This window comes from Bradyrhizobium algeriense (assembly GCF_036924595.1).
Lineage (GTDB): Bacteria > Pseudomonadota > Alphaproteobacteria > Rhizobiales > Xanthobacteraceae > Bradyrhizobium > Bradyrhizobium algeriense.
On record NZ_JAZHRV010000001.1, the window covers coordinates 617283 to 636066 of the forward strand.

20 protein-coding genes are annotated in these 18784 nt (G+C 63.7%); 8 read left to right on the forward strand and 12 right to left on the reverse strand.

Annotation, left to right across the window (positions count from 1 at the left end; translation table 11 throughout):
• Positions 1-68: 68 nt before the first annotated feature.
• Both V1286_RS02995 and V1286_RS03000 read left to right on the forward strand, forming a co-directional pair.
• Positions 69-266, forward strand: coding sequence for a hypothetical protein (locus V1286_RS02995; protein ID WP_334477469.1), 198 nt, complete (start codon positions 69-71; stop codon positions 264-266).
• A gap of 26 nt (positions 267-292) precedes the next feature.
• Positions 293-1297: a zinc-dependent alcohol dehydrogenase family protein gene (locus tag V1286_RS03000; RefSeq protein ID WP_334477470.1), complete on the forward strand. Its 1005-nt coding sequence runs from the start codon at positions 293-295 to the stop codon at positions 1295-1297.
• 159 nt (positions 1298-1456) lie between these two features.
• On the opposite strand, the gene V1286_RS03005 is transcribed toward V1286_RS03000, so the two are convergent.
• Complete coding sequence (locus V1286_RS03005; RefSeq protein WP_334477471.1) at positions 1457-1903, reverse strand: hypothetical protein; 447 nt, start codon at positions 1901-1903, stop codon at positions 1457-1459.
• Between the two features lie 239 nt (positions 1904-2142).
• On the opposite strand from V1286_RS03005, the gene V1286_RS03010 reads away from it, so the two are divergent.
• Complete coding sequence (locus V1286_RS03010) at positions 2143-2985, forward strand: GNAT family N-acetyltransferase (protein ID WP_334477472.1); 843 nt, start codon at positions 2143-2145, stop codon at positions 2983-2985.
• Positions 2986-3086: 101 nt separating this feature from the next.
• Here the strand turns inward: V1286_RS03010 and V1286_RS03015 are convergent, their stop codons facing one another.
• From V1286_RS03015 to V1286_RS03025, 3 genes are all read right to left on the reverse strand, one after another.
• The gene (locus V1286_RS03015; protein ID WP_334477473.1) at positions 3087-4154 is read right to left on the reverse strand and encodes an AI-2E family transporter; all 1068 of its coding nucleotides are present in this window, start codon (positions 4152-4154) and stop codon (positions 3087-3089) included.
• 151 nt (positions 4155-4305) lie between these two features.
• Positions 4306-4767, reverse strand: a complete 462-nt coding sequence (locus tag V1286_RS03020; RefSeq protein WP_334477475.1) for a cupredoxin domain-containing protein — start codon at positions 4765-4767, stop codon at positions 4306-4308.
• 140 nt (positions 4768-4907) lie between these two features.
• Positions 4908-5339 (reverse strand): hypothetical protein, encoded by a 432-nt coding sequence (locus tag V1286_RS03025; protein ID WP_334477476.1) that lies wholly within the window; start codon positions 5337-5339, stop codon positions 4908-4910.
• A gap of 155 nt (positions 5340-5494) precedes the next feature.
• On the opposite strand from V1286_RS03025, the gene V1286_RS03030 reads away from it, so the two are divergent.
• On the forward strand, positions 5495-6730 hold the full coding sequence (locus tag V1286_RS03030) for an MFS transporter (protein WP_334477477.1): 1236 nt from the start codon (positions 5495-5497) through the stop codon (positions 6728-6730).
• A 30-nt stretch (positions 6731-6760) separates the two neighbouring features.
• Positions 6761-7171: a hypothetical protein gene (locus V1286_RS03035; RefSeq protein WP_334477478.1), complete on the forward strand. Its 411-nt coding sequence runs from the start codon at positions 6761-6763 to the stop codon at positions 7169-7171.
• Positions 7172-7182: 11 nt separating this feature from the next.
• Here the strand turns inward: V1286_RS03035 and V1286_RS03040 are convergent, their stop codons facing one another.
• The 4 genes from V1286_RS03040 to V1286_RS03055 form a co-directional block, all read right to left on the reverse strand.
• The gene (locus V1286_RS03040; protein ID WP_334477479.1) at positions 7183-7587 is read right to left on the reverse strand and encodes a DUF4864 domain-containing protein; all 405 of its coding nucleotides are present in this window, start codon (positions 7585-7587) and stop codon (positions 7183-7185) included.
• 215 nt (positions 7588-7802) lie between these two features.
• A complete protein-coding gene (locus V1286_RS03045) occupies positions 7803-8588 on the reverse strand; it encodes a 2-keto-4-pentenoate hydratase (protein ID WP_334477480.1) in 786 nt (261 codons plus the stop codon).
• 7 nt (positions 8589-8595) lie between these two features.
• On the reverse strand, positions 8596-9375 hold the full coding sequence (locus tag V1286_RS03050) for a crotonase/enoyl-CoA hydratase family protein (RefSeq protein WP_334477481.1): 780 nt from the start codon (positions 9373-9375) through the stop codon (positions 8596-8598).
• 45 nt (positions 9376-9420) lie between these two features.
• Complete coding sequence (locus tag V1286_RS03055) at positions 9421-9909, reverse strand: tautomerase family protein (RefSeq protein WP_334477482.1); 489 nt, start codon at positions 9907-9909, stop codon at positions 9421-9423.
• A gap of 105 nt (positions 9910-10014) precedes the next feature.
• On the opposite strand from V1286_RS03055, the gene V1286_RS03060 reads away from it, so the two are divergent.
• Positions 10015-10626: a TetR/AcrR family transcriptional regulator gene (locus tag V1286_RS03060; RefSeq protein WP_334477483.1), complete on the forward strand. Its 612-nt coding sequence runs from the start codon at positions 10015-10017 to the stop codon at positions 10624-10626.
• A gap of 64 nt (positions 10627-10690) precedes the next feature.
• Here V1286_RS03060 and V1286_RS03065 read toward each other — a convergent pair whose 3' ends face one another.
• Entirely contained in the window at positions 10691-12286 is a 1596-nt protein-coding gene (locus tag V1286_RS03065) for an ATP-binding protein (protein ID WP_334477485.1), read from the reverse strand.
• A 163-nt stretch (positions 12287-12449) separates the two neighbouring features.
• Positions 12450-12998 (reverse strand): cupin domain-containing protein, encoded by a 549-nt coding sequence (locus V1286_RS03070; protein ID WP_275186755.1) that lies wholly within the window; start codon positions 12996-12998, stop codon positions 12450-12452.
• A gap of 153 nt (positions 12999-13151) precedes the next feature.
• On the opposite strand from V1286_RS03070, the gene aptA reads away from it, so the two are divergent.
• Both aptA and V1286_RS03080 read left to right on the forward strand, forming a co-directional pair.
• Positions 13152-14480, forward strand: a complete 1329-nt coding sequence (aptA, locus tag V1286_RS03075) for an omega-aminotransferase AptA (protein WP_334477486.1) — start codon at positions 13152-13154, stop codon at positions 14478-14480.
• Between the two features lie 164 nt (positions 14481-14644).
• Positions 14645-15910: a D-amino acid dehydrogenase gene (locus V1286_RS03080; RefSeq protein ID WP_334477488.1), complete on the forward strand. Its 1266-nt coding sequence runs from the start codon at positions 14645-14647 to the stop codon at positions 15908-15910.
• Between the two features lie 50 nt (positions 15911-15960).
• Here the strand turns inward: V1286_RS03080 and V1286_RS03085 are convergent, their stop codons facing one another.
• Together V1286_RS03085 and V1286_RS03090 are read right to left on the reverse strand one after the other, a co-directional pair.
• Positions 15961-16242, reverse strand: coding sequence for a hypothetical protein (locus V1286_RS03085; RefSeq protein WP_334477489.1), 282 nt, complete (start codon positions 16240-16242; stop codon positions 15961-15963).
• 243 nt (positions 16243-16485) lie between these two features.
• Positions 16486-18783: a molybdopterin guanine dinucleotide-containing S/N-oxide reductase gene (locus V1286_RS03090; protein WP_334477491.1), complete on the reverse strand. Its 2298-nt coding sequence runs from the start codon at positions 18781-18783 to the stop codon at positions 16486-16488.
• Between the last annotated feature and the right edge of the window lies 1 nt (position 18784).

Sequence of the window (18784 nt, forward strand, 5' to 3'; positions counted from 1 at the left end):
GATGAAAATGCAAGCCGCCTGTTCAGGGAAACGGTCAGGATTCGGAAAAGGCCGGCCGGAGGGAGGCGTTGCTGCCGTCAATCGTTGACGCGCGTGTGGGCCGTGTATTCACGTTCGGTGTTGGTGCGGATGTGCCGCGCGATCGATTTCGCAGCGAGATCGCTGTTGCGCGCGACGCCGCCGGCATGATCGCGCGATGTTCACAGGCCTTGTCGCGCGACAGGGCGAACCAACTCCGCTATTGCAATAAATTTCGCAAACAATAATATTTTCGAAAATATGGAGGAATCGCATGACCGCGTTGATGAAAACCGTTCTCGTTCGCCAGGTCGGCGGCCCCGAAGCCCTTGAATATGTCGACGTGCCGCGTCCGGATCCGGGCCCGCACGACGTCGTGATCCGCGCCGAGGCGTTCGGCGTCGGCCAGCCGGATGTCCTGATCCGCCGCGGCGTCTACAAATGGATGCCGCCGCTGCCCGTGAACCCCGGCAATGATGTCGCCGGCATCGTGCACGCGGTCGGATCCGAGGTGAGCGGGATCGCAACCGGCCGGAAGGTGTTGCTGAGCGCCCGCGACCTCGCCCAGCGTGGCGGCTGTTACTCCGAGTTCGTCGCGGCGCCGGCCGACGCGGTGCATCTGCTCGCCGACAGCGTCGATCTGCAGGAAGCGGTGTGCCTCGCCAACTACCAGGTCGCCTGGGCGTTGCTGCATCAATGCGCGTCGACGCAACGGCCCGACAGCGCGCTGGTGATCGGCGCGGCCGGCGGCGTCGGCACGGCGCTGGTGCAACTTGGAAAACTGGCCGGGATGACCGTCATCGGCACGGTCAGCTCTGAAGAGAAAGCGGAGTTCGCGCGCCGCAATGGCGCCGACCACGTCATCCATTATCGCAACGAGGACGTCATCGCCCGCACCCGCGAGCTGACGCAGGGGCGCGGCGTCGGTCTCGTCCTCGACCATGTCGGCGGGCCCGATTTCGTCGGCTATATCCGGGCGCTCGGCAAGTGGGGCACGCTGGTGTCCTACAACGCCTTCGCCGGCCTGCCGCAGGAGAACCTGGTGGCGGCGATGCGCGACCATCTCGACACCTGCCCGGCGGTGCGCTGCTTCTCGTTCCACATTTACGACCACGACCGCGAAGGCCGCCGGGCGTTGATGCGCGAAGTGATCGGCGCGCTCGAGCGCTGCGCGATCCGCCCGGCCATCTCGGCACGGTTGAAGCTTGCCGAAGTCCGCAAGGCCCATTCCCTGCTCGAACAGGGATCGGCGCTGGGCAAGATCGTGATGACGCCGTGAGACAGGGATTGGACGCGTCGGGATCCTCGCAACGGCAGCAATCGCCGCGCCCTGTCCGTACTGCGCGCTGATCGAGCACAGCGCGCAGCGCTTCGTCAAATGCGCGGTCGCCTCAATACCGCAATCAGCGGCAACGAGAACCGCGCCATGCCGGCGGCTTTAATCGCAGTAGACCGACCTGCCATAGCCGTCGTCGCATCGCGCCCGCGCGCGATAGGGCACCGGCAGAGGCGGCCTCGGCGCATATTCCGGCGCGTAGTCGTATTCCTGCGCGTAATAGCGCTCCCGAGCGTAGTAATGTTCGGGATAGGCGGGCGCGCGTTCGACATAGGCCGGTTGCGCGGCGTAGGCCGGCCCGTACTCGCCATAGACCGCTGCCGGTGCACGGTATGCAGGGGCCGGCGTTCCGTAATAGGAGGGCTGCCGATATCCGTAACCGGGTTCCGCGTAAGGCGGTTGCCGATAGGTCGGTCCCGGACGCACATAGACGTCTGCGGAAGGCGCGTAGATTCCGCCCGGCGCCACGTAAACGGATGACAGATCGCTGGCCGCGCCGGCTGCCGAGTACAGCACAACAAAGGCCAGCGTGAGTGATGATCGGTACATGTGTGTCGCCTCCAACAATGCAGCCCCGCACCCAGCATATGATTAATTTTCGCTAAACAAATCGCGAGGTGCAATGATATTCTGCGCGAAGAAGTGTGCCATTTCTGGACTGCTCACAGCGCAGTTCGTGAGTTGAGGAACTGCGCAGCGCGATCGAGTGCGCAGTCCAGCAATCGTCGTGATTGTAATTTCCGTCATTGCTGTCGAATGACGGTCAAACATCTGCAGGATCGCCCACGATGAGTGACTTCAGCATCCGCAGCATGCGGGCGGACGAAATCCGGTTGGCCGTGGATTGGGCCGCGGCTGAAGGCTGGAATCCGGGGCTTGCCGACGACGCGTGCTTTGCTTCCGTCGATCCGGACGGCTTCTTCATCGCAGAGATCGATGGGCTGCCTGCCGCGACGGTCTCCTGCGTCAATTACGGCGCGAGCTTTTCCTTTCTCGGCTTTTACATCGTGCGGGCGGATCTGCGCGGCCATGGCTACGGCCTGCGCATATGGAATGCGGCCATCGCGCACGCCGGCCCGCGCGTGATCGGGCTCGATGGCGTGACGGCGCAGCAGGAGAACTACAGGAAGTCCGGCTTTCAGCTTGCTTACGCCAATGTCCGTTACGGCGGCACAGTTGCCACGCCCGCCGCGCCGCGGGCTGAAATCATAGCGTTGTCCGATGTCCCGATAGCGGCAGTGGAAGCGGACGACGCCACCGTGTTTCCGGCGCGGCGGCCCGCGTTCCTGCGGGCCTGGATCGGCGCGCCCGGCCATGTCGGTTGCGCGGTCGTGCGGGATGGCAGGCCCGCCGGCTGGGGCGTGATCCGTCCCTGCCGGAAGGGTTTCAAGATCGGTCCGCTGGTGGCCGACGACCGCGCCACCGCCGAAGCGGTGCTGTCCGCCTTGCTCGCCAGGGTGGGCGGCGGCGAGATTTTTCTGGATGTGCCCGGCATCAACCGCGAGGCCGTCGCTCTCGCACAGGATTTTGGACTCGCGCCGGTGTTCGAGACGGCCCGCATGTATACCGGCGCGATTCCGCCGCTGCGGCTGGAGCGGGTGTTCGGCGTCACCAGCTTTGAGCTGGGGTAGGTGAGTAGGATGGGTAGAGCCAACGGGTCCGGCCTTCGGCCGGCCCGATGATAAACTCCGCGAAACCCATCATCTTTGTTGACGGCTTCGCTCTACCCGTCCTACGGATTTGCGTCTCCAGCCGGGTCGTCCCGCCGTGATACGGCGAATATCTCCCAGCTCACCATGAACATCGCGGCAATCAACGGGCCGATGACAAAGCCGTTGAGGCCGAACGCTTCGATGCCGCCGAGCGTCGAGATCAGCACGATGTAGTCCGGCAGCTTGGAGCCCTTGCCGACCAGGAAGGGACGCAGCAGATTGTCCACCAATCCGATGACGAGCACGCCATAGACGATCAGCCCGATGCCCTGCCAGATGGCGCCGGTGGCCAGGAAGTAGATCGCGACCGGAAGCCAGACCAGCGCGGCGCCGACCGCCGGGATCAGCGACAGGAACGCCATCAGCACCGCCCATAGCAGGGCTGCGTGGATTCCCAAGAACCAGAACGCGATGCCGCCGAGCATGCCTTGCGTCATCGCGACGAGGATGCCGCCCTTCACGGTGGCGCGGACGACGTCGGCGAACCGGGCGAACAGCGCCGCCTTCTGCTCGCCGCGCAGCGGAATGGCTTCCCTGATCCGTTCGGCCAGCGCCCGGCCGTCACGCAACAGGAAGAACAACAAATAAAGCATGATGCCGAGGCGGATCACGAAATCGAACGTGTTCATGCCGATGCTGAGCGCCTGCGGGGCGAGAACCTGCCCGCCCGTCATGAGGCCGGAAGCGAGCTTTTCGCGCAGGGCTGAAAAATCGGTGAGGTTGAGCCGCTCGAGCAATCCGGTTGCCCACGCCGGCAGGGCGTCGAATATCCGCTGCAGGTAGCTGCCGAAATTGTACTCTCCGGACTGGATTTTCGCGAACAGGCTTGACGCTTCCTGCGCCAGCGAAGCCGCGATCATCGCCAGCGGCAGCAGGACGATGGCGATGATGATCAGGACGGTGATGGCGGCCGCGAGGCTTGGCCTGCCCTGCATCGATTGCAGCAGCCTTCGATAGACGGGTGCGAAAAGCACCGCCACGACGACGGCCCAGAGAACTGCGCCATAGAACGGATACAGCACCCAGGCAAAGGCCAGCGTGACGGCGACAAGCAGCAGCAGGAAGCCTTGGTGTTCGATCCTTTGCACGGCGGTCTCGCTTTCCCAGCTTTCGGATTGGGCCCGGTTGTAGTGGATCGGGGCCGACGAAAACAGGAAACTTTTGCCGGCTTGCCGCCTTCGCTTTACCTATGGCTCATTTCACCAGGGCTTATTTCACCAAGACTTATTTTACCAAGACTTATTTTACCAGGACTTGGCCGACCATGCCGGCCTCGCGATGGCCGGGGATCAGGCACGAATATTCGAACGTGCCGGCGTGAGTGAACCTCCAGAGGATCTCGGCCGATTTCTTCGGTGCAAGCCGAACGTCGTTCGGTTCGTCATGCTCCATATGCGGGTTCTCCATCATCGCCTTGGCGTGTTTCAGATTTTCTGCCGTGGTGGCGAGCAGGAATTCGTGATCGTCGGTGCCGGTGTTGCGGATCACAAAGCGGATCTGTTCGCCGCGGTTCACCTCGATGCGGGCGGGCGCGTAGGCCATCTCGCTCATCCCGACCTCGATGATGCGGGAAGGCTTTTTGGGGTCGCCGGGCTCGCCCGCCGCATAGCTTTGGTGGGCGTGCTGCTCATGGCTGTGTGCTGGAGGCGGCAGGGCTGAAAGCGCTGTTAGCGCCAGCAGGATTGTCACAATGGTTTTCATTCGATGTTCCTTCTCGTGTTTTCGAAATGCGCTGTGCATGGCGCGAGACGCCGCAAACTGCGCAGACATGATTGAATTCTCCGACGACCATGGGCATGCGCGCGCTCGTGGCGCGGCTGCCCACGTCGTTACGTCAGAGATCAGGCGATGGGGGGACGATAGAGCAGCGGGGGCGCCTTGCCCGGCAGACGCTGAAAGTTCTCGGAGACGCAGAGCGAGATCGGCGGCGAGGGCTTTGCGATGGCGGGCAGATCGGCCGCGATCGCCGAAACGCAGAGCATGGCGCAGCACGGTTCCATAGCGCCCTTGCCGTCGTGCTGATGCTTGGCCGGCTCGGGCATAGCGTGACCGGCATCGGCCTGACGCACAGCATGCTGATCCGCCTGCATCTCATGATGCCGGTGCGAGGCGGCATGCTCCGGCTGCGCGTCTTCATGGACATGTGCAGCGGTAGCCGTTCCGGGCTGATGCATGAAACACGATGCGGCATCGCCAAGCGCCAGCGCCACGCCGGGCGCAAGCACGCAAAACAGATAAAGCAGGGCGACAAACCACCCCGCCTTGGCGCGCATCGGCCTCGTCAAGCGAACGAACATGGCGGGGAAACTAATACCCGCGGCCGATTCAGCCAAGGTGCCGACAGGCGCTGCCCCATCACATCTGCATGCCCAATATCGCGGCAATGTGGCTTGACGTTAGGCAAATAGCCTAGGAAATTGCGTCGGCCGTGGCAATTTCTTCTGAACTCACCGGAGATTCCGATCTGTTCGTTCCCGACTCGCGCCGGGCATGGATCCGGCTTGCCGTAGCCGTCCTGATCGGCTCGCTCGGCAGCGTCGGCATGTGGTCGGTGGTGGTCGCACTTCCCGTGGTGCAGACCGAGTTCGCCGCGAGCCGCGGCACCGCCTCGCTGGCGTTCACGATGATCATGCTCGGATTCGGTTCCGGCGGGGTGCTGACCGGCAAGATCACCGACCGCTACGGCATCGTCACCGCCATCGGGCTCGGCATCGGCATTTTGGGCTTAGGCTATGTCGTCGCGGGAATGTCATCCTCGATCTGGCAATTCATCCTGGTGCATTTCGCGATCGGGCTTTCCTCCTCGGCTACTTTCGGCCCGCTGATGGCGGAGGCCTCGCACTGGTTCGACCGCTACCGCGGGCTCGCGGTCGCCATCGCCGCCAGCGGCAATTACATCGGCGGTGCGATCTGGCCGCCGCTGGTGAACTGGGGCATCCAGACCTATCAGTGGCGCGCCACCCACATCGCGATCGGCATCTTCACGGCGGTGGCGATGGCCCTGGCGCTGATCGCCTTGCGGATGCTGATGGGGGCGGCGACCCAGCGCGACCACGAGAATGCGCCGCCGCCGCGCGTCGACCTGCGCCTTTCCACCAATGCGCTGACCGCGATCCTGGGGCTCGCCAGCATTGCTTGCTGCGTGGCAATGGCGATGCCGCAGGTTCATATCGTGGCCTATTGCGGCGATCTCGGCTATGGCGTGGCGCGCGGCGCCGAAATGCTGTCGCTGATGCTGGGCTTTGGTATCATCAGCCGGATCGGCTCGGGCTTCCTCGCCGACAAGATCGGCGGCATCCGCACGCTGCTGATCGGCTCGGTGGCGCAGGGCACCGCGCTGCTGTTCTATTTGTTCTTCGACGGCCTGACCTCGCTCTACATCATCTCCGCGATGTTCGGTCTGTTCCAGGGCGGCATCGTGCCGAGCTACGCGATCATCGTGCGCGAGGCGATGCCGGCGTCGGAAGCCGCGACACGCGTGGGCATCGTGATCTTCGCCTCCGTGTTCGGCATGTCGTTCGGTGGCTGGGTCTCGGGCGCGATCTTCGACGCCTACGGCTCCTACGGCGCGGCCTTCGCCAACGGGCTGGCGTGGAACGCGCTCAACATCGGCATCATGCTGCTGCTGTTGATGCGCGCGCGGCAGCGGCTGGCGATGGCGTGAGGGCCGACCCCGGAACCTGGCAGGGCAATCATGCCGTTCGCGATCAAAGCCGAAATCCACGATCCGCGCGCCAAGTCGTTCTCGTTCATCGCGCAAAAGACGATGTATGGCGGCAAACATATCGCCGAAGGCGACACGGTCTTTGTGTTCGCAAGCGAGAACGAGGGCGGGCAAGGCCTCATCGCGCGCGGCATTGTCACCTCAGCCCAGGCGATTGCAAAGAGGCGCGGCATCGTCAGGCAAACTCCGCGTGTGAGCATCGCCATCAGACGCACTGCACTCGCGAAGCGGCCGCTCGGGCGGAGCGAACTCAAACGATTCAGCGAGTGGGATGACGGTCGACCCCAGACCGAACTCAGCTTCAAATTCTATCGTCAGGCAACGAACAAGATCGTCGGCGTCTCGGACGAGGCCGCGGAGTTCCTGGGCGAATTCTTCTAGCGCGATGGAGATCAGGCCGACTGCCCGGCCTTCAGCAGCGAACATCCTGTGATCTTCAAACTGCCATCCGGCTGCTGCTCCAGCGTGTACATCGCCTCCCACGCTTCGCCATTGTCGTCGACGATGTGGACGTGCTGGGCGATCCGCCCCTGGGCCGCGCGCGCCTCGCCGAATTCGAAACTCTTGTGGCGATAGACCGGCGGATAGGCTTGCTGGACCATTTGCATGAAGATGTCGGCCTGCGGGAATAGCTGTTTGATCTCGGGCGCGGCGTGCGAATAGGCTGCTGCGGCGTCATCGCGGCTGAATGCCTGCTCCTGTGCGCGGATCACGCTCTGCGCGGCGGAAACGTCGTCGGCGGTGGCGGGCGCGGCGAGGCCGAACAGAAACACGAGAAGCAGGACGATGGCGCGCATGGGGTTGCTCCGTTGGCGATGCCCATGAGCTACGTTTTACATCGCAACTGGTTTCCTGTCCGCGCCATTCTCGCTACGAATCCCGGGCATGCCATATCACCCGGGCGTCCACCGGCCTACCGGATCGATCCGCCAAAATTGTCGATATCGGGCGCGGGGCGGGCGGGAAACAGTTTTGCGCTGCATCGGTTCAGTTCAGCGGCCCGCCGGGACCGTCAGAGATCGATCGTGATCTCGATGGTTGCGACGTCGCCGAAGCGGGCGCGAACATGCTGGCCGGCGCGGATCGGCAGCATGCCAGTCATCGAGCCGGTGGAGATCGTCTCGCCTGCGCGAAGTCCGTCGCCCCATTGGCGGCGCTGCTCGGCCAGCCACCATAGCGGCCGCAGCGGATCGCCCATGACGTCGGCGCCGACGCCCTCGCGGCGCAGCGCGCCGTCGACCTCAAGCCGCACGGGTACGGAGGCAAGTCCCTCGCGCCAGGTCTCGATGCGATCACCAAAGACATAACGTCCCGATGCGCTGCCATCAGCGAGAATGCCGGGCAGCGGCGGCAGGGCCTTTCGCGGATAACGGCATTCCGCCACTTCGATGCCCGCATGAACCTCGGCGATCGCCTCGATGGTTTCGGGAAACGTCCAGGGCGCGTCTCTCGGCGGCAGGTCGTGCGCGAGCGTGACGAAGAACTCGCATTCGATCAGCGGGTCGAGCAACTCGGCGGCCTTGAAATGCGCAGGCGAAGCGCAGGCAAAGCGGCGGAACGTCCTGCCGTAGATCGGTCCGTCCAGTTGCAACTTGCCGCGCACCGCATCCGTCGTGCCGGCGATCTTCCAGCCCAGCGGCTCCCAGCCGAGACGTTCCGCCACGGTCTGGTTGACGGCATAGGCTTCAAGGGCCGTGTCCGGCACGAGATCATCGGGCAAGGAGAATTGGCTGACGTTGCGCCGCGCCCGCACGAGCAGGTTCGCCAGTTCTTCCTGTTTTCCGGAGATTGATTTCACGTTCGTCTCACCGTCCCTGAAATACCGCGGCGCGGCGCTCGATGAAGGATTGAATGCCCTCGCGGGCGTCGGCGCTGTTCAATACGCGTTCGCGCACGGTCGGAATGTAGGCGATGGCGGCCTTCTCGCCATGCTCGACATATTTCGCGGCAGCCTCCTTGGTGACCTGAATGCCAAGCGGCGCATTGTTAGCAATGATCGCGGCGAGCGCCATCGCGCGCTCGACCTGCTGGCCCGCCGGCATCACTTCCTGGACCAGCCCGATCTCGTGGGCGCGGGCCGCCGTGAATTCATCGCACAGGAACAGATGATACATCGCGTTGCCCCAGCCGGTGCGCGACAGGAAGCGGAAATGCGCGCCGCCGAACGGCGCAATGCCGCGTTTGGATTCCATCTGGCAGAAGCGCGCGTCATCAGCGGCGACGACGATGTCGCCCGCCAGCATCAGTTCGATGCCGATGGTGAAGACGATGCCCTGCACGGCGGTGACGATCGGCTTTTTGCAGCGCTTTTGCAGGCCGAATACGTCGACATTGCCTTCTTTGAAGTTTCGCTTCTCGGCATTGGGGCCGAAGAATTTCGGCATGTCGAGGCCGGCGGTGAAATCCTTGCCCTCGGCGCAGATGACGCCGACCCAAAGGCTGTCGTTGTTGTGCAGTTCGGTCAGCGCATCCGACAATTGCTCCATCATGGCGGGCGAGAACGCGTTCTTCTTCGCGGGGTTGTCGATGATGATCTTGAAAATGCGATCATGCGTCTCGGTGCGGATTGTTCCTTCGGCACTCATGATGTTCGTTTCCTCTCCTGGATGTCTCAAAATGCTGCCGCGCGGTTATCGCTCGTATTTGACGGCAAGCGCGGTGCGGATCGCAGCAGTGCGTTCCGGCGAAAAGTGCGATGCGCCGAGCTCAAGCAGGTCGAGGAACGACAGCACGCCGCCGCGCGAGCCCCAGCTGCCTTCCTCGATGATGCGGAAATTGATCCACCAGCCCGGCGAGGGCGCCTTCATCCCGCAGGCGTCCGCCAGCGCCGCATGGATATTGCGGATCACCGTGGCGCGATCCTCGCGCGTCCAGCAGCAGTCCATCGCGACGACATCGATCACCATGACGTCGCTCGGCTTGTCCGAAAGCAGTTCTCCGCCGTGCGCGATCATGTCGAGCGGCCGCTCGGCAAAATGCACCTGATAGCCGCGGCGGGCTTCCGGCGTGAGCTTGCCGACCTCCGGCACCAGCACGGCATCCGTCAGCGTCTTCGCCAATACGCGCCGTTGATCGGAAGTCAGCCGCCCCTGCGGCGTCATCACGTGGATAAACGTCATCGATCGTTACCTCCCGCCGCCTATGACGAGTGGCATAGTGCGAGCGGGGGGCTGGCTATGTCAAGCGTCATATTCTATGATGGGGCGACTCAAGGGGGAGTTCCGATGTCGTCCAATACCCGCGCAAAAATGGTGGCAGGCGCCGCCGACCTGATGAGCCGGCGTGGCGTGAACGCCACCAGCATGCGCGAGGTGGTCCGCCATACCGGCACGCCGCGGGGCTCGATCGGCCATCACTTTCCGCGCGGCAAGCAGCAGCTGATCGAGGACGCGCTGGTGTTTGCGGGCAAGCAGGTCAGCGGACCGCTGGAGCACCTGACGCAGTCGCGCGGCGCCGTTGCAGGCCTGCGCGCCTTCATTGCCTTGTGGCGGCAGACGCTGGAGAGGACGAAATACCAGGCCGGTTGTCCAGTGCTTGCGGTGTCGGTCGAACAGTATGTCAACGATGCGACGGAGAAGGACGGCGAGCCGGACGAGGCTGCGCAACAGCGCCTGCTCGATCTGGCGAACGGCGTATTCGCCGACTGGCAGCGCATCATGTTCGCAGCGCTGGGGCGCGAGGGCGTAGCTCCCGCGCGCGCGCGGCGGCTGGCCGCGCTCGTCATTGCATCGACGGAAGGAACGGTCGCGATGTGCCGCGCCGCGCGCAGCGCCCAGCCACTCGATGACGTCAGGCAGGAGCTCGAACTGGTGCTTTCAAGCGCGCTGGACAAGTGATCGCGAAGGCAGCGCTTGCTGCCGGGTCAGGTCATGGCTGCTTCGTGACTCTATCCAGGAGAACTCACGATGCCAGCGCGGTCAGAAGCATCCGCGCGAGATCGGCACTGACGTAAGGCTTCGGCAGCAGCAGCACACCGGCCTCGAGACGGCCATGATGGATGAGGGCATTCTCGGCATAACCGGAGGTATAAAGCACTTTAAGCTCCGGCCGCCTTTTGACGACCTCGGTCGCGAGCTGGCGGCCATTCACTCCCCCGGGGAGCATGACGTCGGTGAACAGCAGGTCGATGCGTTCCGGTCCATCGATGATGGCCAGCGCCTCGGCCGCATTGCCTGCGGCGAGCGTGTGGAATCCGAAGCGGGTGATTTGCGCCAGGACGTATTCGCGGACCAGCGGGTCGTCCTCGACGATCAGGATCGTCTGGTCGCCATGTTCTCCGGCATATCCGCCGGTCTCGCCGGCGGGCTCCTCCGGGCCGCCGCCCGTGGCCTGCGGCAGGTAAAGCTTCACGGTCGTGCCGTGATCCTCTTCGCTGTAGATCTTGATATGTCCATTCGACTGTCTGGCGAAGCCGTACACCATGCTGAGGCCGAGCCCCGAGCCCTTGCCGGCTTCCTTGGTGGTAAAGAACGGCTCAAACACCTTTTCGAGCAGGTTGCCCGGAATCCCTTCCCCGGTGTCGCTCACGGCAATCATGACGTAGTCGCCAGGTCTGACTTCGCTGTTCAGGCGAGCGTAGTTCTCATCGAGCGCCACGTTCTTGGTTTCCAACGTTAGCTTGCCGCCGTTAGGCATGGCGTCCCGCGCATTCAGGGCGAGGTTCAGGATTGCGGTCGAAAGCTGACTGGGATCGATCAGAGCCGGCGCGGAATCGTGCGCCAGCATCGATTCAATTTCGATGTGCTCGCCGAGGGTCGGCCGCAGCAGCTGCGCTGAATCGATGATCAACGCGTTGACATCGGTATTGCGCGGCTGCAGCGGCTGTCGACGGGAGAAGGCCAACAAGTGCTTCGTCAGCTCAGCGCCCCTTGTCGCGGCTCCGTTGATCAGATCGGTGATCTGGGCAAGATGCGGACGATCCTTGACGGCATCGCTCAGGATTTCGATGGTTCCGGTGATAACAGTCAGAATGTTGTTGAAGTCGTGCGCGACGCCGCCGGTGAGCTGGCCGATGGCTTCCATCTTCTGCGCCTGCCGGACCTTGGATTCGGTGGCCTCTTTCTCCTCAAAACGTTTGACCATGGCCTCGGCCTCGCGGCGCTGCCTGACCTCCTCCTCAAGCGCGGCATTGGCATTGGCAAGCTGAATGCGCGTCGGCAGCACCAGGATCCGCGGCAGCAGCAGCAGGAGTGCTGCCGTGATCGGGACCGAGATCAGGGTCAGGAAAGCTTTCGCCACGGCCTCGATTTCATAGGCCGGCACCCATACGGTGTAGATCGACAGCAGGCTGGTCACTCCGCAGACCGCGACGAAGATCGCGAATATCAGGAATACGCCCCAGAACATCAGCTCACGGTGGCGTCGCCACACGAAGAACGCGAGAACGAACGCCGTCGTAAAGAAGGCGACGGCGACCATCGCGTCGGAAACGACATTCAGCCAGATCAATTCCGGCTTCCACAGCAGGCACGCGCCATGCTCGGTGAGCTTCGACATGCGAAAAAGCTCCAACAAGCGGCTGCATGCGTGCAGCCGCACGCTTCCGATCTCTCCGTCGGATGACGGAAACTATTCAGCTTTTTTGCCCCCCACGCAAGCGCAGCGCTGGATCGTGACCATCACCGCGCTACAGCGGATTTATTGAAAATGCCCTCGCTGCTCAGAACGTCGGCGGCGTGCAGGCCGAGATCACCTCGCAGGCTTTTGCGCCGACGCAGCGAAAGCGGTGCGGACGGCGACTTTCGAAATAATAGGCATCGCCGGGATCGAGGATACGGCGTTCGTCGTCGACGGTCACCTCGAGCCGGCCGCTCACCACGATGCCGCCTTCCTCGCCGTCATGGGTCAGCGGCACCCGGCCGGTGTCGCTGCCCGGCTCGTAGCGTTCTTTCAGGATCTGTAGGCTCCGGCCGAACATGGTGTCGCCGACCTGGCGATACGAAATCGGTTGCTTGCCGATCTCGGTTAGTTCGTCGGAGCGGTAGAACGCCTTGCGCGGCCGCTCCGGCTCGATCGCGAAGAATTCGGCGAGCCCCATCGGCAGCCCGTCGAGGATGCGCTTGAGCGCACCGACGGAGGGGTTCATCTGGTTGGATTCGATCAGCGAGATCGTCGAATTGGTCACGCCGGAGCGTTTTGCGAGCTCACGCTGCGACAGCTTGTGACGGGCGCGAACGAAGCGGAGTCGCCCACCGATATCGACGCTCATCGAAAATCCCTGTTGCAAGTGTTTCGGATCGAACAAATATGCCCTAGCCGGGCCAGTAAAATCAATGGGTTGCAGGAGTGAAGAAAAGGACTTGTTGTGCCTTCCCGAGCGTGGCCCGGTGGTACCTTGAGCTGCCAGCACAGGAGCTACGCCGTGACCCTTCATCAGAAGCCGAACACCCTGCAAACCGATTCGTTCTGGATGCCGTTCACGGCCAACCGGCAGTTCAAGAAAGCGCCGCGGCTGTTCGCTTCCGCCGAGGGCATGCACTACACGACGGTCGACGGCCGCAAGGTGATCGACGGCTCGGCCGGCCTCTGGTGCGTCAATGCCGGCCATGGCCGCCGCCAGATCGCCGCCGCCGTCGAGCGGCAGTTGATGAACCTCGACTTCGCGCCCTCGTTCAACATGGGCCATCCGCTGGCGTTCGATTTCGCCGAGCGGCTGGCCGAGATCGCGCCCAAAGGTCTCGATCGCATCTTCTTCACCAATTCGGGCTCGGAATCGGTCGACACTGCGCTGAAGATCGCGCTCGCCTATCAGCGCGCCATCGGACAGGGGACGCGGACGCGCCTGATCGGTCGCGAGCGCGGCTATCACGGCGTCGGCTTCGGCGGCATGTCGGTCGGCGGCATGGTGGCGAACCGCCGCGCCTTCGCGACCCATCTGCCCGGCGTCGACCACATCCGTCACACCCATGATCTCGCCCGCAACGCCTTTGCAAAGGATCAGCCGGAGCATGGCGCCGAACTCGCCGACGATGTTGAGCGGATGGTGGCGCTGCATGGCGCTGACACCATCGCCGCCGTCATTGTCGAACCGGTGCCGGGTTCGACCGCGGTGCTGCCGCCGCCGAAGGGCTATCTGCAGCGGCTGCGCGAGCTCTGCACCAAGCACGGCATCCTCTTGATCTTCGACGAGGTCATCACCGGCTTCGGCCGCCTCGGCGCGCCGTTCGCGGCTGACTATTTCGGCGTTACGCCTGATATGATGACGACGGCCAAGGGCATCACCAACGGCACCGTGCCCTGCGGCGCGGTGTTCGCCAGCCGCAAGATCCATGACGCGCTGATGAACGGCCCCGAGGGCACGATCGAGCTGTTCCACGGCTACACTTATTCCGCGCATCCGGTCGCCTGCGCGGCGGGCCTTGCGACGCTTGACATCTACAAGGATGAGGGGCTGCTCACGCGTGGAGCGTCACTGGCTGAATATTGGCGCGATGCGCTGCATTCGCTCAAGGGCCTGCCGAACGTCATCGACATCCGCAATGTCGGCCTGATGGGCGCAATCGAGCTGTCGCCGCGCAGCGACGGCGTCGGCGCCCGCGGTTATGACGTGATGGTGGATTGCTTCAATCGCGGGCTTTATTTCCGCATGAGCGGCGACTCCTTCGCGATGTCGCCGCCCTTGATTGTCGAGAAAAGCCATATCGACGACATGGTCTCGATCCTCGGCGACGCCATCAAGCGCGTGGCCTGATCCTTGCTCGCAAGGAAGCCATAGCGTTTTCAAGCGAAGTGGACCCCCGGTTCGCGTGAAGAAAACGCGTCAAGAAAAAAACCTGGAGCACGGTTCCGATTCTATCGGAGCCGGGCTTCAGAGCGGCCGCGGCGCGAACGCCGCGGCGAATTGCGTGAGGGATCGTGAAAGTCATCGTTCTCGGCAGTGGCGTCATCGGCGTCACGACAGCCTATTATCTGGCACGCGCCGGCCATGAGGTAACGGTCGTCGACCGCCAGTCCGAGCCCGCGCAGGAAACCTCTTTCGCCAATGCCGGCGAAGTCTCGCCCGGCTATTCCTCGCCCTGGGCCGGCCCCGGCGTGCCGGTGAAAGCCATCAAATGGCTGTTGATGCGGCACGGGCCGCTGGTGATCTGGCCCAAGCTCGATCCCGTGATGTGGATCTGGGGCATGAAGATGCTGCGCAACTGCACGGCAGAGCGCTACGCCGTCAACAAGCGTCGGATGATCCCGATCGCCGAATACAGCCGCGATTCCTTGCGCGCGCTGCGCGCCGAGATCGGTATCAAATATGACGAGCGCAGCCGCGGCACGCTGCAGCTTTTCCGCAAGCAGAAGCAGCTCGACGGTACCGGCGGCGATATCGCGGTGCTCAAGCAATATGGTGTTCCTTACGAGGTGCTCGATCGCGAAGGCTGCATCGGTGCGGAGCCGGCGCTGGCGGCGGTGAAGGAAAGATTCGTCGGCGGACTGCGGCTGCCGCAGGACGAGACCGGCGATTGCCATATGTTTACGCAGGCGCTCGCCAAGGAAGCAGCAAAGCTCGGCGTGCAGTTCAGGTTCAATACCAGCATCGATCGCGTGGTCGCGGACGGCGACAGGATCACGGGCGTCGTCACCAGCGCCGGGCTGTTGCAGGCCGATGCCTACGTCGCTGCGCTCGGTAGCTGGACGCCGCGGTTGCTCAAGCCCATCGGTATTCCGGTTCCTGTCTATCCTGTGAAGGGCTATTCGATCACGGTCCCGGTCATCGATGACGACGGCGCGCCTGTATCCACCGTGATGGACGAAAGCTACAAGGTCGCGATCACGCGGCTCGGCGACCGCATCCGCGTCGGCGGCACCGCGGAAATCTCAGGCTATTCGAACCGGCTCGATGCGGCGCGGCGCGCGACGCTCGATCATTCCCTCACCGACATGTTTCCGCGCGGCGGTGACCTCGGCAAGGCGACGTTCTGGAGCGGCCTGCGCCCGATGACGCCGGACGGGCCGCCGGTCATCGGCGCCACGCGCTACAGCAATTTGCATCTCAACACCGGCCACGGCACGCTTGGCTGGACCATGGCCTGTGGCTCGGGGAGGGTGCTGGCGGACCTGATGTCGGGGCGGAAGCCTGAGATCGACGTGAGCGAACTCACGGTGAGCCGCTACGATCACCGGTTTGGGTGAGGGGCGGACGAGCACAGTTGGCAAGAGGCGCGGGACGCGCCGAGTTTCACTCAGTGCAGTGCCGGTTCGCGGGCGCTTAGCGCCGTCTTCATCAGCTTCGGCAAGGTCCTGGCGTAGACCTCAATGAATGTGGCGTCGCCATTGGAGCGAGGGGCGCGCGCGGCCTGCGCGGCGATACGTGCAGCCTTGGCTTCGCACTTCGCGAACAGGTGCCAGAACCATTCCGGCTCTTTGTCCATTGGCTCCTTGTGCAGCTTGATGACGGCGGCGCCTACTGCCGCCATGGCATTTACGGCGCCCGCGCTCATGGTGCTTAAGGCCGCCGAGCTCATGATATCTTCTCTGGTCTCGGCGGCTGCGGCTCGTGCTTTCCCGTGTTTCCCTCGGTTCGGCATGCTCAGCTCCTGACGTATCCATACGAACTCCTGGGAAGCGTAGACCTCGGGTGTTGACGGCGTCTGAATCGACAGTCCTAAGTTCGGATTTTCGATTTCATTCGGGTATGTCTAAATTCTTTCACGATGTTCCCTGGTGGGCGGGACAGTCGGTATGCGGGTGTCGTCGTTGCCTCTGCATCAATCCTGTTCGGGAGGATCAAAGGCGTGGATGGCAGGCAGCGCTCCCGTATATTTCTCGCACTCGACCACCGTCACCTGACCGCAGCAGCCTTGCGCGATCCGCGATGTGCCGATGTCGCGGGTGAGCACGTTCGGATTGCCGTGGACGCAGAGCGGATGTTCGGCCGCACCTGGCTCCGGATCGTACCAGGCGCCGGTGGACAATTGCACCACGCCGGGCATGACGTCGTCTGTAATAGCGGCGGCAGCGAGGCAGGCGCCCCGATCATTGAACAGGCGGACGATGTCGCCGTCGGCGATACCGCGGCGCGCCGCATCAACGGGGTTGAGACGGACGGGTTCGCGGCCGGCAATTTTCTTCGACTGGCTGTAGGCGCCGAAGTCGAGCTGGCTGTGCAGCCTCGTCGCCGGTTGATTGGCGATCAGCATCAACGGGCGGCGTGCATCCGGCGGTTCGGTCGAGGGCAGCCAGGCCGGGTGGGGAGGGCAATCGTCGTAACCGAAGCCCGCGATGGCTTTCGAATAGATCTCGATCTTGCCGCTTGGCGTCGGCAGCTTGTTGTTGAGGGGATCGTTGCGGAAGGCGCGCAGAAAGCCGCCGTCATCGGGGGCCGACGGCAGCGCGAGTTCGCCGCGCTCCCAGAACTCTTCGAAATCAGGCGCATCGCAGCCGGCCTCGGCAAGCGCCTTCCGCGTCGGCTCGTAAAGATGCGCCAGCCATTGCCTGGTGTCGCGTCCTTCCGTAAAGGCCTGTTCAACGCCTAATCGCCGCGACAGCGCGGCAAAAATATCGAAATCGTCGCGCGCTTCGCCGACCGGGTCCATGGCCCTGCGCATTGCGATCAGCCTTGGATCGGTGCCCGCGGCGCCGATGTCGTCGCGCTCCAGCGTCATCGTCGCCGGCAGCACGATGTCGGCAAACTTCGCCATCGGCGTCCAGGCGCTCTCGTGCACGACGATGGTTTGCGGAACATTGAAGGCGCGCCGCAGCCGGTTGATGTCCTGGTGATGATGGAAAGGGTTGCCGCCCGCCCAATAGACCAGCTTGATGTCGGGATACCGCATCGACCGGCCGTTGTATTCGAAGCTCTCGCCCGGATTGAGGAGCATGTCGGCAACGCGCGCGACCGGGATGAATTCGCTGGTGCCGTTCTTGCCTTGCGACAGCGTCGGAATCGGAACCGCGTTGAAGCGGCGGCCGGTGTGGCCGAGCGCACCGAGCGCGTAATTATATCCGCCGCCGGGCAGGCCGATCTGGCCGAGCATGGCCGCGAGCACCGCGCCCATCCACACCGGCTGCTCGCCATATTGCGCCCGCTGCAGCGAATGCGAGACCGTGATCAGAGTGCGCCCGCGCGGCAGCCGGCGGGCGAGGTCGACGATGGTGGCGGCAGGAATGCCGGTGATGCCGGCCGCCCATGCCGCGTCCTTTGGCGTATTGTCGTCGCGGCCGAGCAGATAGCGTTCGAAGATGTCGAAGCCGGTGCAATAGCGCGCGACAAAGGCGCTGTCCCACAGGTTTTCGACGAGCAGCGTATGCGCGAGCGCCAGCATCAGCGCCACGTCGGTGCCGACCCTGATCGGAAGCCACCGGGCGCCGGCTTCTTCCGGCAGGTCATCGCGCAACGGCGCGATGCCATAGAAGACCGCGCCGCGGCGCGCGGCCTTTTGCATCGCGTCGCGCTCGATGTGGCGGCTGATGCCGCCGCTGGCGACGTCCGAGTTCTTCAGCGCCATGCCGCCGAAGGCCAGCACCGTATCGGTATGCTCGGCGACCTGATCCCACGTTACGTTTCGGCGCGAGACGTCTTCGTAGCCGCCGAGGACATGAGGCAGGATCACGGCCGAGGCGCCGGCGCTGTAGCTGTTCACCGAACGCACATAGCCGCCGAATGCCATGTTCAGAAAGCGATGAACCTGGCTCTGCGCGTGATGGAAACGTCCGGCGCTGGACCAGCCATAGGAGCCGCCGTAGACCGCGGCGGCGCCATATTCGGTTCGGATCCGCGATAATTCATTCGCAAGCAAATCGAGAACTTCATCCCAGGGGCACGCGACGAATTTCTGGTCGAAGGTGCGCTCGCTGCGTGCGCTCCGGTCCAGCCATGCCTTGCGGACCATCGGCCGCAGAATGCGGGCCTTGTGGCGCATCGCGGTGGTGAAGTTCTGTAAAATCGAGGAGGGCGCAGGATCCTCCTCGTAAGGCCTGATATCCAGCGTCGCGCCGTTCCATCGCGCGGAAAATGCGCCCCAATGTGCGCTGTGCGGGCTCCAATCCTCACGGGCTTGATCCATT

What these genes read in the sequence shown, in the direction of transcription:
- V1286_RS03070 (WP_275186755.1), bottom strand. Translation starts at nt 12,998, where the DNA reads ATGAGCGTCGATATCGGTGGGCGACTCCGCTTCGTTCGCGCCCGTCAC.
- V1286_RS03065 (WP_334477485.1), bottom strand. Translation starts at nt 12,286, where the DNA reads ATGTCGAAGCTCACCGAGCATGGCGCGTGCCTGCTGTGGAAGCCGGAA.
- V1286_RS03055 (WP_334477482.1), bottom strand. Translation starts at nt 9,909, where the DNA reads ATGACGTTTATCCACGTGATGACGCCGCAGGGGCGGCTGACTTCCGAT.
- V1286_RS03000 (WP_334477470.1), top strand. Translation starts at nt 293, where the DNA reads ATGACCGCGTTGATGAAAACCGTTCTCGTTCGCCAGGTCGGCGGCCCC.
- V1286_RS03040 (WP_334477479.1), bottom strand. Translation starts at nt 7,587, where the DNA reads ATGCGCGCCATCGTCCTGCTTCTCGTGTTTCTGTTCGGCCTCGCCGCG.
- V1286_RS03010 (WP_334477472.1), top strand. Translation starts at nt 2,143, where the DNA reads ATGAGTGACTTCAGCATCCGCAGCATGCGGGCGGACGAAATCCGGTTG.
- V1286_RS03060 (WP_334477483.1), top strand. Translation starts at nt 10,015, where the DNA reads ATGTCGTCCAATACCCGCGCAAAAATGGTGGCAGGCGCCGCCGACCTG.
- V1286_RS03085 (WP_334477489.1), bottom strand. Translation starts at nt 16,242, where the DNA reads ATGAGCTCGGCGGCCTTAAGCACCATGAGCGCGGGCGCCGTAAATGCC.
- V1286_RS03050 (WP_334477481.1), bottom strand. Translation starts at nt 9,375, where the DNA reads ATGAGTGCCGAAGGAACAATCCGCACCGAGACGCATGATCGCATTTTC.
- V1286_RS03005 (WP_334477471.1), bottom strand. Translation starts at nt 1,903, where the DNA reads ATGTACCGATCATCACTCACGCTGGCCTTTGTTGTGCTGTACTCGGCA.
- V1286_RS03035 (WP_334477478.1), top strand. Translation starts at nt 6,761, where the DNA reads ATGCCGTTCGCGATCAAAGCCGAAATCCACGATCCGCGCGCCAAGTCG.
- V1286_RS03025 (WP_334477476.1), bottom strand. Translation starts at nt 5,339, where the DNA reads ATGCGCGCCAAGGCGGGGTGGTTTGTCGCCCTGCTTTATCTGTTTTGC.
- V1286_RS03090 (WP_334477491.1), bottom strand. Translation starts at nt 18,783, where the DNA reads ATGGATCAAGCCCGTGAGGATTGGAGCCCGCACAGCGCACATTGGGGC.
- V1286_RS03020 (WP_334477475.1), bottom strand. Translation starts at nt 4,767, where the DNA reads ATGAAAACCATTGTGACAATCCTGCTGGCGCTAACAGCGCTTTCAGCC.